Source organism: Schaalia odontolytica, assembly GCF_005696695.1.
Lineage (GTDB): Bacteria > Actinomycetota > Actinomycetes > Actinomycetales > Actinomycetaceae > Pauljensenia > Pauljensenia odontolytica_C.
Genome location: NZ_CP040006.1, coordinates 1,016,994 through 1,032,949 on the forward strand (window position 1 = coordinate 1,016,994; position 15,956 = coordinate 1,032,949).

The 15,956-nt window shown below is 64.4% G+C and carries 14 protein-coding genes; 7 read left to right on the forward strand and 7 right to left on the reverse strand.

From position 1 onward, the window contains the following. Positions 1–282: 282 nt before the first annotated feature. The 3 genes from ettA to malQ all read left to right on the forward strand — a co-directional run bounded on the left by ettA (position 283) and on the right by malQ (position 4,711). Positions 283–1,965 carry an energy-dependent translational throttle protein EttA gene (ettA, locus tag FBF35_RS04435; RefSeq protein WP_060567015.1) on the forward strand — a complete coding sequence of 561 codons (1,683 nt, stop codon included), beginning with the start codon at positions 283–285 and terminating at the stop codon, positions 1,963–1,965. A gap of 269 nt (positions 1,966–2,234) precedes the next feature. Next, the gene (locus FBF35_RS04440; protein ID WP_060567018.1) at positions 2,235–2,519 is read left to right on the forward strand and encodes a PTS transporter subunit EIIB; all 285 of its coding nucleotides are present in this window, start codon (positions 2,235–2,237) and stop codon (positions 2,517–2,519) included. Positions 2,520–2,560: 41 nt separating this feature from the next. After that, positions 2,561–4,711, forward strand: a complete 2,151-nt coding sequence (gene malQ, locus FBF35_RS04445; protein WP_060567020.1) for a 4-alpha-glucanotransferase — start codon at positions 2,561–2,563, stop codon at positions 4,709–4,711. Between the two features lie 76 nt (positions 4,712–4,787). Here malQ and FBF35_RS04450 read toward each other — a convergent pair whose 3' ends face one another. From FBF35_RS04450 to FBF35_RS04465, 4 genes are all read right to left on the reverse strand, one after another. Beyond that, positions 4,788–5,261, reverse strand: coding sequence for a PTS glucose transporter subunit IIA (locus FBF35_RS04450; RefSeq protein ID WP_060567022.1), 474 nt, complete (start codon positions 5,259–5,261; stop codon positions 4,788–4,790). Continuing rightward, positions 5,258–5,488, reverse strand: coding sequence for a PTS transporter subunit EIIB (locus FBF35_RS04455; protein WP_034467839.1), 231 nt, complete (start codon positions 5,486–5,488; stop codon positions 5,258–5,260). The genes FBF35_RS04450 and FBF35_RS04455 overlap by 4 nt, the downstream gene beginning before the upstream one ends. A 106-nt stretch (positions 5,489–5,594) precedes the next feature. Continuing rightward, positions 5,595–6,860 (reverse strand): MFS transporter, encoded by a 1,266-nt coding sequence (locus FBF35_RS04460; protein ID WP_262337873.1) that lies wholly within the window; start codon positions 6,858–6,860, stop codon positions 5,595–5,597. Beyond that, positions 6,857–7,756, reverse strand: coding sequence for an HAD hydrolase family protein (locus FBF35_RS04465; protein ID WP_060567024.1), 900 nt, complete (start codon positions 7,754–7,756; stop codon positions 6,857–6,859). The genes FBF35_RS04460 and FBF35_RS04465 overlap by 4 nt, the downstream gene beginning before the upstream one ends. Before the next feature lie 131 nt (positions 7,757–7,887). On the opposite strand from FBF35_RS04465, the gene FBF35_RS04470 reads away from it, so the two are divergent. Genes FBF35_RS04470 through FBF35_RS04480 form a run of 3 tightly spaced genes read left to right on the forward strand, consistent with a single transcriptional unit; the run spans position 7,888 to position 12,046 of the window. Then, a complete protein-coding gene (locus FBF35_RS04470) occupies positions 7,888–10,347 on the forward strand; it encodes a glycoside hydrolase family 3 C-terminal domain-containing protein (protein WP_060567027.1) in 2,460 nt (819 codons plus the stop codon). A gap of 45 nt (positions 10,348–10,392) precedes the next feature. Continuing rightward, the gene (locus FBF35_RS04475; protein ID WP_060567029.1) at positions 10,393–11,004 is read left to right on the forward strand and encodes a hypothetical protein; all 612 of its coding nucleotides are present in this window, start codon (positions 10,393–10,395) and stop codon (positions 11,002–11,004) included. A 31-nt stretch (positions 11,005–11,035) separates the two neighbouring features. Continuing rightward, entirely contained in the window at positions 11,036–12,046 is a 1,011-nt protein-coding gene (locus FBF35_RS04480; protein WP_060567031.1) for a glycosyltransferase family 2 protein, read from the forward strand. A gap of 9 nt (positions 12,047–12,055) precedes the next feature. On the opposite strand, the gene FBF35_RS04485 is transcribed toward FBF35_RS04480, so the two are convergent. From FBF35_RS04485 to FBF35_RS04495, 3 genes are read right to left on the reverse strand one after another with little or no spacing between them, the layout of a single operon-like run. After that, positions 12,056–12,577: a GNAT family N-acetyltransferase gene (locus tag FBF35_RS04485; protein ID WP_060567033.1), complete on the reverse strand. Its 522-nt coding sequence runs from the start codon at positions 12,575–12,577 to the stop codon at positions 12,056–12,058. Further along, entirely contained in the window at positions 12,574–13,932 is a 1,359-nt protein-coding gene (locus FBF35_RS04490) for an ATP-binding protein (RefSeq protein ID WP_060567035.1), read from the reverse strand. The genes FBF35_RS04485 and FBF35_RS04490 overlap by 4 nt, the downstream gene beginning before the upstream one ends. A gap of 1 nt (position 13,933) precedes the next feature. Further along, positions 13,934–14,644, reverse strand: coding sequence for a LytR/AlgR family response regulator transcription factor (locus FBF35_RS04495; RefSeq protein ID WP_060567037.1), 711 nt, complete (start codon positions 14,642–14,644; stop codon positions 13,934–13,936). Positions 14,645–14,805: 161 nt separating this feature from the next. Between FBF35_RS04495 and glf the strand changes: the two genes are divergently transcribed. Further along, positions 14,806–15,948 (forward strand): UDP-galactopyranose mutase, encoded by a 1,143-nt coding sequence (gene glf / locus FBF35_RS04500; RefSeq protein ID WP_060567039.1) that lies wholly within the window; start codon positions 14,806–14,808, stop codon positions 15,946–15,948. Positions 15,949–15,956: the final 8 nt, after the last annotated feature.

Genomic DNA, 15,956 nt, shown 5'->3' on the forward strand with positions numbered 1-15,956 from the left:
GGAGATAGTGCTCCCCAGGTACTTCAAAGTTTGTCTCAAAACTCAAACCTACGCATGCGTTTCTTAAAAAATTGGAACAGTTTCTGGCAAATCACTACGGATCCGTAACCAACGCGGAACCCTTGTGAGGAGCGGGAGCCGAGAAATCCCGACACTAGGCGCTGAGATGAGGATCACCGAGCCTTGCGTCCCGCTGGGTGGCTCACTGGCCCGTGCGGGGTCGGTACCATAGGAAGGAACACGCGCGCGAGGGCGCGCCCCAAACCACCCGAACGGAGTAACGTGGCGGAGTTTATTTATCAGATGATCAAGGCCCGCAAGGCCATCGGTGACAAGGTCATCCTCGACGATGTCACCATGAGCTTCTTCCCGGGCGCCAAGATCGGTATGGTCGGCCCGAACGGTGCCGGTAAGTCCTCGATCCTGAAGATCATGGCTGGCCTGGATGAGCCCAGCAACGGCGAGGCTCGCCTGACCCCCGGCTACACGGTTGGCATCCTCATGCAGGAACCCGTTCTTGATGAGACGAAGACCGTCATTGAGAACGTCCGTCTCGGTGCCGCTGATATCTTCGGCAAGCTCGCTCGCTTCAATGAGATCTCCGAAGAGATGGCGAATCCTGACGCCGACTTCGATGCCCTGATGGAGGAGATGGGTAAGCTCCAGACCGAGATCGACGCCGCCAACGCGTGGGACATCGACTCTCAGCTCGATCAGGCGATGGACGCGCTGCGCTGCCCGCCGCCGGACCAGCCGGTGTCTGTCCTCTCTGGCGGTGAGCGCCGCCGCGTGGCGCTGTGCAAGCTCCTCATCGAGGCCCCCGACCTGCTGCTGCTCGACGAGCCCACGAACCACCTCGACGCCGAGAGCGTGCTCTGGCTCGAGAAGCACCTTGCGTCCTACCCGGGCGCGGTCATTGCCGTCACCCACGACCGTTACTTCCTCGACCATGTCGCCGGCTGGATCGCCGAAGTTGATCGTGGCCACCTCTACCCCTACGAGGGCAACTACTCCACCTACCTGGAGACGAAGGAGAAGCGCCTCGAGGTTCAGGGGCAGAAGGATGCCAAGCTGGCCAAGCGTTTGAAGGAAGAACTCGAGTGGGTTCGCTCTAACGCGAAGGGCCGCCAGGCCAAGTCGAAGGCCCGTCTGGCCCGCTACGAGGAGATGGCTGCCGAGGCCGAGCGCACGCGCAAGCTCGACTTCGAGGAAATCCAGATTCCGCCGGGCCCGCGCCTGGGTAGCGTCGTCATCGAGGCGAAGGACCTGCAAAAGGGCTTTGGTGATCGCTCGCTCATCAACGGTCTGTCCTTCTCGCTGCCGCGAAACGGCATCGTCGGCGTCATCGGCCCGAACGGCGTTGGTAAGACCACGCTGTTCAAGACGATCGTCGGCCTCGAGCCTCTCGACGGCGGCGAGCTGACGATCGGCGAGACCGTCAAGATCAGCTACGTCGACCAGTCGCGCGCCGGTATTGACCCGGACAAGACCCTGTGGGAGGTCGTCTCGGACGGCCTGGACTTCATTCAGGTCGGCAACGTGGAAATGCCTTCGCGCGCCTACGTCTCCGCGTTTGGCTTCAAGGGGCCGGATCAGCAGAAGCCGGCTGGCGTCCTGTCCGGTGGCGAGCGCAACCGTCTGAACCTGGCTCTCACCCTCAAGCAGGGCGGCAACCTCCTCCTGCTGGATGAGCCGACCAACGACCTCGATGTCGAGACCCTTGGTTCACTGGAAAACGCCCTCCTGGCGTTCCCCGGCTGCGCCGTCGTCGTCACCCACGACCGTTGGTTCCTCGACCGCGTTGCCACCCATATCCTCGCATGGGAGGGTACTGAGGAAGCGCCTGACAACTGGTACTGGTTCGAGGGCAACTTCGAGGCGTACGAGAAGAACAAGGTGGCCCGCCTGGGCGAGGCTGCCGCGAACCCGCACCGTGTGACGCACCGCAAGCTCACGCGCGACTGATTCGCAGCGTATGAGGGGGAGGGCCTGGCGGTCCTCCCCCTCATCGTGTCTATTGGTGGATTCGGTGTGCGGTACCGCGTCGTGTGTGCCGGTCTGAGTCAATAGTTTGACAGAGCGTTGGATTGTAGCCCTGCTTCGTGGGATGCACTCCTGTCAGCGGTGGTTTGTCCGCGAATTGCTCGTGTTATGGATCCCACTTGCCTTTTGCGCAGGTCACATCTACTATGTGATACGAATCGCAAACTTCCGACGGCGCGAAAGGGGCTCCGATGGCGATTGAACAAGCGCTCATCGACGCGCTGGGTGGACACCTCAATATCGTCGAGGTAGAACCCTGCACGATGCGAATCCGTATTCAGGTGAAATCTCAGCGAGACGTCGATGAGGCGGCGCTGCGCGTGGATGGCGTATTAGCCGTCGTGCGCTCCGGCGACGTTGTTCAGATCGTGTGCGGTGCTCAGTCCGACGATGTGGCAGCTGCGATGATCTCAATCCTTGAACGCGTGGCCCATGACACGCCTGCGGAGTCTTTGTCGCAGCGCGTCCACGCCTAGTATTAAAGGTGTCATCAGCCCGCAACGTAGAAGGCTTTTTTGTGGATATTCACGCACCCGCATCTGACAACATCGATGAGCTGCGCCGTATCGCCGATGCTAATGGCGTAGCCACCGGATTCTGGGATTGGTACGGGAATTGGGTGGGCGTGAGTGCGTCTACCCTCCTGAAGGTCCTGGGCGCTCTTGGACTTCCCCTCGACGAATCGTCCACGGTGGGGGATGTGCACGAGGCTCTGCGCCTGACCGAAGAGCGCGAATGGCGCCGTACCCTGCCTCCGACGATCGTCGCCCGCCAGGGTGGCGGCTACATGTTCCCGGTGCACGTGCCGGACGGCTCGTGGGTGAACGTCCAGTGGGTGCTGGAGGACGGTCGTAAGGGCTCGTGCGATCAGGTGGATCGCTACGTTCCTCCGCGCATGATCGACGGCGAGCTCGTCGGCCGCGCCACCTTCGACGTGCCGCACTGGCTGCCGCTCGGATGGCACCGCCTCGTGGCGACTGTCGAGGGCGGACACGTGGAGTCCGCGACCCTCATCATCGTGCCGAACACGCTGTCCCTGCCGCTCCTGGAGTCCTCGCGCCGCGTGTGGGGTGTCAACGCTCAGCTGTACTCGACGCGCTCGGCCTCCTCGTGGGGCATCGGTGACGCCACCGATCTGGCTGACCTGGCTGCCGTGTGTGCGGACAAGGGTGCAGATTTCCTGCTTATCAACCCTGTCCACGCATCACAGCCGGTGTCTCCGCTGGAGAACTCTCCCTACCTGCCGGTGTCGCGCCGTTGGCTCAACCCGATCTACATTCGTCCCGAGAGTATCGAGGAGTACGCCTCCCTGCCCCAGGCTTCGCGCGCGGCCATCGAGCAGCTGCGCGACTCGACCCGCCAGTTCGCCATCCGCGAGGACCTGATCGACCGCGATCGCTCGTGGGAGGCCAAGCGCAAGGCACTCGAGGTCATCTTCGCCGCTCCGCGTTCCTACCATCGCCAGAGCCAGCTGGATCGCTTCATCGAGCGCGGCGGTTCGGAGCTGTCCAACTACGCGCTGTGGTGCGCTCTCGTTGAGCGCGAGGGCACGATCGAGCTGCCCGAGGACCTTGCCCGTTCGTCTGCGCCTCGCGTCGAGATGGAACGTCTCGAACTGGCCGATCGTGTTGACTTCTACCAGTGGTGCCAGTGGGTTGCCGCCGAACAGCTCGCGCATGCCCATCACGTGGCGCGTGAGGTCGGCATGGAGATCGGCATCATGGCTGATCTGGCAGTCGGCGTGCACGGCTACGGTTCCGAAAAGTGGAGCCGACCGGAGCTCTTCGCCTCCGGCATGAGCGTCGGCGCCCCGCCGGACGTCTACTCCCAGCAGGGCCAGAACTGGTCGCAGCCGCCGTGGTCGCCGCGTAGCCTCGCGGAGTCGGGTTACCTGCCGCTGCGCGACATGGTCCGCGCTGCGCTGGCGAACGCCGGTGCGGTGCGCATCGACCACATCCTGGGTATGTTCCGCCTCTGGTGGATCCCGGAAGGTTGCGCTGCCACCGAAGGTACCTACGTGTACTACGATCACGAGGCCATGATGGGCGTCATCCTGCTGGAGGCCCAGCGTGCGGGTGCCGTCGTCATCGGCGAGGATCTCGGAGTCGTGGAGCCGTGGGTGCGCGATTACCTGCGCGAGCGTGGCGTCCTCGGCACCTCCGTTGTGTGGTTCGAAAAGGAGGGGGGCGGCTGGCCGCTGCGTCCCGAGCACTACCGTGATCGCGCTCTGGCCGCAGTCAACATCCATGACTTGCCGCCGACGCTCGGCTACATCCGTGGCATCCAGACGACGCTGCGTTCTGAGCTTGGTCTGCTGACGGACGACATCGAGACAGTGCGCGCGGGCGATCGCCTTGAACTCGAACAGGTGGGCGCGCGACTGCATGAGTACGGCTGCATCGACGGCGCAGAGCCCAGCGAGCGCGAGACCGTTGAGGGCCTGTACCGCTACGTTGCGAAGACCCCGTCGAAGCTGGTCGTCGCCTCCCTCGTGGATGCGGTCGGGGATGTGCGCCCGCAGAATATGCCGGGCACGGGTGCTGACCAGTACCCGAACTGGTGCGTGCCGCTGTGCGATTCCGATGGGGAAGAAGTTGCGATCGAGGACCTGCCCACGGACGAGCGCCTAACCTCTCTGTTCGCGCTGTTGCGCGGGACCGTCCGCTGACGGGACTCCAATACGCTGAACAAGTGAACCCCGCGACCCGAAAAAGGGCCGCGGGGTTCATGCATACGGTCGGGGCTCAGTCACCATCGGAAAGAGAAAACAGCGGATCGAGAACCCCCACCGTGGGCAGTGCTTCATCGAACTCGGGAGAGACCGGCTCTCCGGGAGGGCTGACGACGATGACTGGCACGCAGGGGGACAGCCCCGCCCCGCGGACGGGGCCGAGATCCCAGTGAATGAGGGGAGTACCCTCGTCGACGATGTCGCCCTCCTCGACGAGGGGAGCAAAGCCTCGGCCGCGCAAGCCGACGGTATCGATGCCCAGATGAATGAGGATCGAGGGCCCGCGCGTCGAGGTGATAATCGCGGCATGCGATTTGAGCTTGGTGATCACTCCGTTAATGGGGGAGTGAACGGTCACGCACGTGACGTCATTGTCCGGCAGGAGCGCGCGACCATCCCCGACGACGCCACTGGCGAAGACGGGATCCGGTACCTCGGACAGGGGTAGCACGTGCGCAGCGAAGGGTGCGCGGACGAGAAAGCTCACCGGCTCGCGTTCATCTGCTCGACGAGGTCCTCGGAGTCGGGGCCCATGACGACCTGCACGGCGTCGCCAACGATGACGACGTCGAAGGCTCCGGCTTCGCGCAGCTTGGCCTCGTCGATGAGGTCCGTGTTGGCTGCGTCCAGGCGGATGCGCGTAATGCACGCCTCGAGATTGGAGATGTTGTCCCAGCCGCCCAGGGCCTCGACGAGGGTCGTTGCGGTGTCCATGGTGTCCTCCTTGGCTCAGTCACCGAAACCGTTGCGGTTTGCCTCACACTTATGGTATCGCGACCGCGCACGAATGGGCACACTTGCAGCGACCGAGCACGTCACATTATGAGATCGTCGGGGAAGCGCTGGAACCTCGAATGTGGGCAGCCGGAGTGAACGCCATCGCGATGCCCGCGGCGACGGCGAGTGCCGTGAACAGATACATCGCAGTCTCGATCCCGGTGTGGGCGGCAACAATGCCGGCAACGAATGAACCGAGGGGCATGACGCCCCAGACCGCGAAGCGAAAGATCGCGTTCATACGACCGAGCATGTCGGGCGGACAGATTTCCTGGCGCAGGCTCATCTGGGTGACGTTGTAGATCGTCAAGAAGTAGGAGGAGATGACGCCGGCGGCAGCAATGATCCACGCGGCTGCAGAGGGAACGTGCACGGAGGCTGGCTGGACCGCGAGAATGACGACGCCGGCGATATTGGTCGAAACGATGCAGCGCCCGATGCCCAGGCGTGAGATCCACAGAGGTCGCGTGAGCGCACCGAGGATCCCACCAATCGCGCCCGAGCTGAGGAGGAGGCCGAGCTGTGTCGCGCTCATGCCGAGGGTGCGTAACACGAGGATGGGCAGGAGGACCTGAACGCCCGCTCCGGCGAATGCGGCGCACGCGATGCAGGAGAAGAGCGGGAAGAGGAGGCGCTGCCCGCGTACGAAAGAGAGCCCCTCGACGATCTGAGAGCGAAGGGGCGCGTCGGAGTGGGCTGGACGAGGCTCGGGGGTGCGTATGCGCCAGATGGCCCATGTGGAGCAGACGTAGGTGGACGCTGTCAGCAGGTAAGCCAGGGGAGGGGCGATCACTCCGAGGAGCCATCCGCCAAGTCCCGGGCCACCCGCGCGTCCCACCTGATAGGACGCCTCGAGTCTCCCGTTGGCTGCCCCGATGTAGCGCTTCGAGGCGATCATGGGAACGTAGGACTGATAGGCGACGTCGAAGAAGACGGTGGATAGACCCAGGAGCGCCGCGACGACCATGAGGTGGGTGAGCGCCAGTGAGGAGAATACGTAGGCGATCGGGATGGACACGAGGGCCGCGATGCGCGCGAGATTCGCAGTGATCATGACGCGGCGCTTGCGCCATCCGTCGACCCACGCGCCCGCCGGTAGACCGACGAGGAGGAAAGCAAGGGTTTGCAGTCCCGAGAGGAGACCGATCTGCGTCTCGGTCGCGTGCAGCACGGTGATCGCGATGGCCGAGGTGGCCAGCGTACCGACCTGGAAGCCCACCTGTGCGGCGGTTTGCCCCGCCCACAGGTGCATGAAGGCGGAGTTACGGGTGAGGGGATGGTGCAGCCAGCGCTGCAGTGACCCGTTCACCGTGCATCGCGGAGGCCTTGGCCCCCCGTGCGCTCGACTGCCGTCAGGCCGGCGGTGCGCAGAGCCCATGCCAGGCCGTCTTCGGAGACGGAGGGGGCGACGATGTCCGCAACCTCGACGAGGGCCTGGCATCCGTTCCCGATGCTGATGCCGACCGCTGCCGTTGCCACGGCCTCGACGTCGTTGTTGGAGTCGCCGAGCGCGACCGTATGAGAGAGCGGAATGCCGACGTGTTCGCAGATGGCGCGGATGCCGACTGCTTTCGACAGATGGGCCGGAACGACCTCGAAGGGAACGTAGCCTGCAGCGCCCACGGAGCCGATGATCGCGCGATAGCCGTCCGGTAGGGCTGCTGTCACGCGTTCCATCGAGGCTTTTTCGGGCGGGACGTATGCTGTGACCTTGGTGAATGCGCCGCTGTTGATGTCCACGATAAAGGGAGTGATCGACTGGGCGTATTCGATCCAGTCCTCAGGGTGTTTGCCGGCCCGGGGAACGAAGAAGTCGAGGTATCCCTCGCTGGGTCCCATCTGGTCGGGACCCTGCCAGATGTAGAAGGCGTCGAGTTCCTCCCATAGGGCGGTCAACACATCGACGTGTTCGCGAGGCATGCGCTCGTCCACGAGAACCGCTTTTCCGACGGATGCGTACCCTCCAGCGCCACCGACGAGACCCTCGAAGCCGACGTCCCAAAAGCGCGGGTAGACCTCGGGTGCAGAGCGGCCCGTGCACGCGAAGAGCCGGTGTCCGCCCTCCCTGACCTGCGCCAGGGCCTCAAGCGCGGATTCTGGGATTCGCTGGCGAGAATCGCACAGCGTCCCGTCGATGTCGACAAAGACAGCGTGGGGAGATGGGGACTCGTTCTCGACGCGAGCGGGGACCTCAGTGTCAGTCATAGGATCCATCTTATCCCAGGGCGAAACCGGCCTTGCGCGTGCAGAATACGCCCCGCAAACAACAAATCATGCGTGCGGTCGATTGGAAGGGGATCCTGTGGTACACACTGGAACCATCGACGATACCCGCGATGGAGCACGAAAGGCAGTTCACGACGATGGAACACGCAGCACTGACGGACGCCAACGATCTCACCCTCCTGCAAGCCGCGGCGCTTCTCTCGGGATCGAGTGCCTGGGACTCTCGCCCGATCCCCGCGGCGGGCGTTCCCTCCTTCGTGATGAGCGACGGTCCCCACGGCGTTCGCCGCCAGCTCGGGGATGCTGATCACCTGGGCATCGCGGAGTCTGAGAAAGCGACCTGCTTCCCGACGGCCTCAGCCGTCGCGGCTACGTGGAACCCGGAGCTGGCGCGCGACATGGGTGAGGCGCTGGGGCTGGAAGCACGAGGCCTCGGCGTCGACGTCCTGCTCGGTCCCGGCCTCAACATCAAGCGTTCGCCCCTGTGTGGGCGTAACTTCGAGTACTTTTCCGAGGACCCGATTCTTGCCGGACGCATGGCCGCTGGCCTCGTCGACGGAATCCAATCCACGGGTACGGCAGCCTGCCCCAAGCACTTCGCCGTCAACTCTCAGGAACTCCGCCGCATGGCCTCGGATTCCATCGTGGACGAGCGCACGATGCGTGAGATCTACCTAACCGGCTTTGAGATCGTCTGCCGAGTGGCCAAGCCGCGGGCGATCATGAGCTCCTACAACCTTGTCAACGGCACCTACGCGCACGAAAACAAGCACCTGCTGACCGACATCCTGCGCACCGAGTGGGGTTTCGATGGCATGGTCATTTCGGACTGGGGCGGTTCGAACAGCGCTGTTGAGGCCGTGCGCGCTGGTGGCAGCCTCGAGATGCCCGCCCCCGGCCTGGCGGGTGCCCGCCAGATCGTCGCGGCCGTCGAGGCCGGACAGTTGGATGCGGCCGACGTCTACGCGCGTGCCCAGGAAGTCCTCAACGTCGCGAGCGCGAGTGCCGGCTTGCCTGCGCCCAGGCCCTATGACATCGGCCAGCACCACGAGCTGGCTACGCGCATCGCCGCCGAGGCGATCACGCTCCTGCGTAACGAGGAGGATCTCCTGCCCCTGAGCGTCGGCACGAACGTCGCCCTCATCGGCGACCTCGCCGACACGCCGCGCTTCCAGGGGTCGGGTTCCTCCCAGGTCAATCCCACTCGCGTGGAGGCTCCGCGTGAACTGCTTGAAGCCGGGGGAGAGGGCGCACGAGGCCTCGTTCTCGAGGGATATGCGAGCGGGTATGAGCGCCACGGCGGTACGAGTGATGCTCTCATCGCCGAGGCTGTGGCCCTCGCCGAGCGCGCCGACGTGGCGCTTGTGTACGTCGGTCTCGACGAGCTGGCCGAATCCGAAGGCCTGGACCGGCCCCACATGCGCCTGCCCGAGGGCCAGGATCGCCTCATCGAGGCTGTCGTGGCAGCCAATCCGCGCACCGTCGTCGTCCTGACCGGCGGGGCCAGCGTTGAGATGCCGTGGGCCTCGTCCGTGCCCGCGCTCGTCAACGGTTACCTAACCGGGCAGGGAGGCGCCTCCGCGATGCTCGACGTCCTGACCGGCGCCGTCAATCCGTCGGGACGCCTGGCCGAAACGTACGCGCTCTCCTACGAGGACCACCCGACCGCCGCATGGTACCCGGCGACAGGACCGCTCTCGTGCTACCGCGAAGGCCCGTTCGTCGGCTACCGCTACTTCACGACCGCGGGCATCGACGTTGCTTTCCCCTTCGGCTATGGCCTGTCCTACTCGAGCTTCGAATACTCCGACCTTGCTGTGAACGAGGAGGGGGTGACCCTCACGGTCACCAACACCTCTGCGCGCGACGGTGCCGAGGTCGTCCAGCTCTACGTGAGTGCACCCGGTGGTGTGTTCGGTCCCGCGCGCGAGCTCAAGGGTTTCTCAAAGGTCGAGGTTGGTGCCGGAGCATCGGTGAGCGTCACGATTCCCTTCGACCGCTACACGTTCCGGCACTGGGAGACGTCGCGCGCAGCGTGGGAAACCGAGGCAGGAACCTGGACGATCCACGTGGGACGCAACGTCTCCGACACGCGGCTCAGCGCCACCGTCGAGGTCGAAGGAACCAGGCCCTCGCCGATCGACCCGGCCCTCGGCCACTACCTGAACGCCGACGTTGCCGGCATCACCAACGGCGAGTTCGCGGTCCTCCTGGGACGGACGATCCCGACGGCTCACCCCGCGGATGACCTCGTCGCCTCCGACCCACTGTCCGAGATGACGCGCGCCAAGACCTGGCTCGCCCGCGTCGCCGGACGCAAGCTCCACGGCCTCAAAGCGAAGGCTGACGCGAAAGGAACCCCGGACCTCAACATCCTCTTCGTCCTCAACATGCCTTTCCGAGCCATCGCGAAGATGAGTAACGGCGCGGCAAGCCCCGACATGGTGGACGCGATCCTTCTGGCCGTCAACGGACACCCCCTGCGAGGACTCACTCGCGCCGCCCTCGGCTTCATCGCCAACGCGCGCGCCAACAAGGCCACCCAGCGCGAACTCGACCAGACCCGATGACGCGGCCCCAGCCTCGCCACTCTCAACTGACGTAAAGGAACACTCATGCAGGCTCTTACCCGGTGGTGGAAGAACTTCGAATCCAAGCACCCGACGGTCGCGCAGTTCATCATCTTCTTCATCCTCTCCAACGGCATTACGGTGCTGCAGCTGGTTCTCATGCCGGCGTTCAAGGCGGCTTTCGCGCACACGAGCCTCGTCGATACGGCCTTCCAGTTCCTGCCGGTCGGCATCTCGCACGGGCACACGGTCTTCCTCTTCGACTACCCGGCCGGTTCGATGTCGGTGGGTGGGGGCGGCGGCCTCGCGTACTTCCTCGCCGTCGAGATCACCCTGCTGATCGCCCAGGTCATCAACTTCTTCGCTCAGCGCAACGTCACCTTCAAGTCCAACTCGTCGGTGGGCAAGGCGGCCTTCTGGTACGCGGTCGCCTACGTCGTCATCACGATCGCGGCGGCCGCCCTCCAGGTCCTCTACAAGGACCCGATCTACGCGTGGGCGATTTCAACGATGGGCGCGGGTGGCGAAACCTTCGCAGACGTCATCACGATGATTATCAACGCCGCCATCTCCTTCTGGGTGTTCTTCCCCATCTTTAAAGTGATCTTCAAGCAGGAACCCACGCAGGAGGACGCGCAGGTCAGCGCAGCACAGTAGACTACTGGCAGACTTCACGAGAGGAGACTCCATGAGCGTGCCGCTGCTGACGGTGATCGTGCCCGCCTACAACTCCGAGGATTACCTCGACCGGGCGCTGACCACGCTCGTCGGATACGGCGACGAACTCGAGGCGATTGTCGTCAACGACGGATCGAAGGACCGCACTGCGGAGATCGCCGACGAGTGGGCTGCTCGCTACCCCTCCGTGAAGGTCATCCACCAGGAGAACAAGGGCCACGGTGGTGCCGTCAACGCCGGCCTCGCCGCCGCCACCGGCACGCACGTGCGCGTCGTCGACTCCGATGACTGGCTGGACCGACGCGCCACAAACGCCGTTCTCGACGTCCTGCGCGAGGAACGCGAGGCCGGGCGTGACCTGGATCTGCTCGTCACCAACTACGTCTACGACAAGCAGGGAAAGTCGGTCAAGGCGGTCATCCGCTACCGCAACGTTCTGCCTCGCGGACGCACCTTCGGCTGGGCGGACCTGCGCCGATGCCGCTACGACCAGTACCTCATGATGCACGCCCTCACGATGCGCACCGAGGTCGTGCGGGCCTCCGGGCTGGTCATGCCCGAGCACACGTTCTACGTGGACTACCTGTACTCGTTCGTGCCGCTGCCCTACATTTCGACGATCCGCTACCTGGACGTGGACCTGTACCACTACTTCATCGGCCGTGACGACCAGTCCGTCAACGAGAAGGTCATGATCACGCGCCTGGATCAGCTCGCGCGGGTGAACGAGGCGATGACCCGTGCGCTGCCTCCGCGCGCCGAGGTCGAGGACAAGCTCTGGCGCTACATGGTCCACTACCTGCGTATCAACGCCGTCGTTTGCTCCGTCATGGCTCAGCTCTCGGGCACGCCCGAGCACCTGGCGCTCAAGGAGCAGATCTGGGAGAACATGGACCAGATCAATCCCGAGGCCACGGATCGACTGCGCCAGGATCTGCTCGCCGGCCTCGTGCGCCACGCGTCGCCCAAGGTCGTTCGCGGCGGCTACAAGGTCGCGGCGGCGATCCTCGGCTTCAACTAAGAGACGCCGTCAGCGCCCGGCGAGCGTCAGCTCCGTCCGGTGGACGGTGAGGCGCTTGCCGATGAGCGGGTATTCGACATCGTCTTCGCGGCCCTTCCACACGAAGCCGAGCTTTTCTGAGACCCGCCGCGAGGCGTTGTTTCCGTCGAAGTATTTCAAGATGATCGTTTCCACGCCTAGCTCACGCGCGCGGTCGATAATGGCGTTCCCAGCCTCCGTCGCGTATCCGTTGCCCCAGTAGGGGGCGCCAATCCAGTAGCCGATGTCGGCGATTGTCGTCTCGGCGCTGGCGTTGTCGACGCGCAGCGCAATTGAGCCAACCAGCTCACCGGTCGACGTGAGCGTCACCGCGTAGCTATCGCGCACCGCGAGAAAGGTCGACAGTGCCTCGTGGGCATCGTCGATGTGCTCGTAGGGCTTCCAGCCGCACAACATTCCGATGCGGGGATCACGGGCGAGTTCAAAGAGAGCGGGTGCGTCCGCATCGCTCCAGGGACGCAAGCGCAGGCGCGGGGTGTCGATGATCGTCATTTGTCCTCCTGGGTGTTTGTGGACGGGAGAAGCACCGTCAGCGTGAACCAGTGGTCTGCCACGTCCGTGACCGCCTGGCCGCCGTACTTGCGGGCCGTCCACTGGATGGATTTAACCCCCCAGCCGTGTCGAACGGTGTCGGGCTTGATCGTTGTGAGGCGCCCACCGGCGTCCGTGTTGAGGCGGCCGTCGAACCAGTTGTCGACTCGGATGACCACCATCTGCCCCTGGCGGAACAGTGCCAGTTTGATGAGGCGCTTGGCGGGGTCGTCGACGCGCCGTGAGGCCTCGATCGCGTTATCGAGGGCGTTACCGAAGAGGGTAGCGATGTCCATTGACGACATGGAACCCAGTAGGGCACCGTCAGCGACCGCCGTGAAGTTGATGCCGGCTGCCGCGCACGCACGGCCTTTCGTCGTGAGGATGACGTCGAGGACCGGATTGCCGCTGTGGTACTGCTGTCCGATCTGCTCGATCGAAGATTCGAGCTCGGCGAACGATGCGGCGGCGCGTCCGGGGTCCAGCTCCGCGCGGATCGCCTCCACCTGGTGCTTGAGATCGTGATGAGCGCGCGCCACCTGCTCCATGTCCTGCTTGGCGGCCAAGTACTGGTGGTGCTGTGCATCCAGCGATGCCTGGATGGATGCGAGTTCGCGCTCGGTCGCGCTCTGCTGGATGCGCTCGAATTGCGCGAAGAGGATCGCGTAGCCGGCCAGGTCCACGAGGGTGCGGATGTAGAAGACCTCCCAGCCGGACCTCCCAGAGAACGGGGTGGCCGTCGAGATAAAACTCAGGTTGGACAGAGCAAAGATTGACATGCCGATAAATACGCCGGAGGCAAGGTCTGCGTAACGGAGAACGGGCAGCGCCCCCTGTCGGTAGACGCGTCGTTCGAAGAAGTAGACGACGGCCAAGCACGTCGCCGCAATCGCGGCAAAACCGCCGAACGACAGGGGATGCCAGTAGGGTTTGTCGGCGTGGGAGTAGACCACGACCTGCCAGGCGAGGGATGCTGCGAGCTCAGCCACGATGAAGGCGCGTGCGCTCATATGCGTCACCCATCGCCAGTCCAGCGCGGTTCCCACGCGGATGACACACCACACGAGCGCGTACGCCGTCATCATGCCGGGCACCCACAGGGACAGGGGAGCGCGGCCGAGCAGTTCCTGGGCGCCGACGAGCACCACGAGGCCGCCGACGGCCGCAGCGGCGAGCCGCCAGCGGGGGACAGCAGCGTTCGGGTTCAGGGCATTGGACGACGCCGAGCGCGCGACGACAAAGACGTACACGAGAGCGGCGCCCCACTCCGCGAGGGCGGTGAACAGGCGCGGGATGTCCGGCAGGGACTCGAACACGTCAGTGGATCCCGCCCGCGAAGCTCGCCAGAGCCGTCATGAACGCCTTCTTACGAGGCCGGGAAATGCGTAAGCTGTCCCCTCCCGTCATGAGGCACTCCTGGTCGGCGACACCGCGCACGTGGGCGAGATTAACGAGGTAGCACGAATTTGAACGGAAAAAGTCGTGACCGGCGAGCTGTTCCTCCATGGCCTTCAGTGAGGAAGTGATCGAGTAGGTGTCGGAAACCGTGTGCACATCCAGGCGGTGCTTAATCGACTCCACGTAGACGATGTCCGCGACGTCGATGCGGTGGGTCGACGTGCCCGACTGCAGGAGGACCGAGGCGCCGCGCCGCTTGGCGACGGCCTCGAGGCACCGCGACAGTTCCTGCGAGAACGCGAACCAGGGCAGCGGCTTCATCAAGTAGGAGAGTGCCCCCACCTGATAGCCGTGGATCGCGAACTGCGCGGCTGACGTGATGAACACGAGGACGACCTCCTGATCGACCTCGCGGATCGCGCGCGCCGCGGTCATGCCGTCCACGTGGGTCATCTGGATGTCCATGAGGATGATGTCGTACACCGGCTTGTAGTCACCGATGATGGCTCCGCCGTCCTCGAAATAGGTGACGTCGAAGGAGACATCGTTTTCCTCGCTGTAGCGCGCGAGGTAGTCGGCGAGGAGCTGGCGTGAGACGGCCTCGTCCTCGACGACGGCGATGCGCACCATGATCCGGCCCTCCCTGACCTACCGACAGATGCCAACAAGGATATGCGAGCGCAGCCCCGCCCTCCGCGCAAGTCCACACCCCGGCCTCGTCGATCACATGTCAGCGCACCTGCAGGTGGGGGCCGCTACCATTGTCCTGACTACCGTGAAAGGGGAGTGGCGTGGATCTGCTCGTTGTTGGGTCGGGCTTTTTTGGCTTGACGTTTGCCCGCGAGGCCGCGGAGCGATTCGGTATGAACGTGACCGTCATCGAGCGTCGCGACCACATTGGAGGCAACGCCTACTCGTCGATCGACGAGGCTACCGGCGTCGAAGTGCACCGCTACGGCACCCATCTCTTCCACACATCAAACGAGCGCGTGTGGTCCTACGTCAACCGATTCACGGCCTTCAACGACTACCGCCACCGGGTCTACGCCAACTACCGGGGCATCGTCTACCCGCTGCCCATCAACCTGGGCACCATCAACCAGTTCTTCGGAGCCGCCTACTCGCCGGCCGAGGCCCGTGCGCTGATCGAGCAGCAGGCCGCCGAGATCACGGGCGAACCCGGCAACCTCGAGGAGAAGGCGATTAGCCTGATCGGCCGCCCCCTCTACGACGCCTTCATCGCGGGGTACACGGCCAAGCAATGGCAGACGGATCCGCGCGAGCTTGCCGCCTCCATCATCACGCGACTGCCCGTGCGTTTCACCTACGAGAACCGCTACTTCCAGGACCGCTACGAGGGCCTTCCCCTGAACGGCTACGGCGCGTGGATCGCGAACATGGTTGATCACCCGCGTATCACCGTGCACACGGGCGTGGACTTCTTCGATGCCTCCTCGCCGTTCTCGAAGGCCGCGACCGTCGGCCAGGTCCCCGTCGTCTACACGGGCGCCATCGACCGCTACTTCGACTACGAGGCCGGCGAGCTCGGCTGGCGCACCCTCGACTTCGAGACCGAGGTCGTGGATGTGCCCGACTACCAGGGCTGCTCCGTCATGAACTACTCGGACCGCGACGTGCCTTTCACGCGCATCCACGAGTTCGCGCACCTGCACCCCGAACGTGATCGCGCCGGCGCGACCAACACGATCATCCAGCGCGAATACTCGCGCTTCGCTCGCCCCGGCGACGAGCCCTACTACCCGATCGCTTCGCCGTCGGACCGATCGACACTCGCTGCCTACCGCGACATGGCGGCGGGGGAGAAGAACGTGCTCTTCGGCGGTCGACTGGGCTCATACCAGTACCTGGACATGCACATGGCAATCGCATCGGCCCTCACCAAGGTCGACGAGGCCGTGGCCTCCTGGCGCTGACGGGTTTC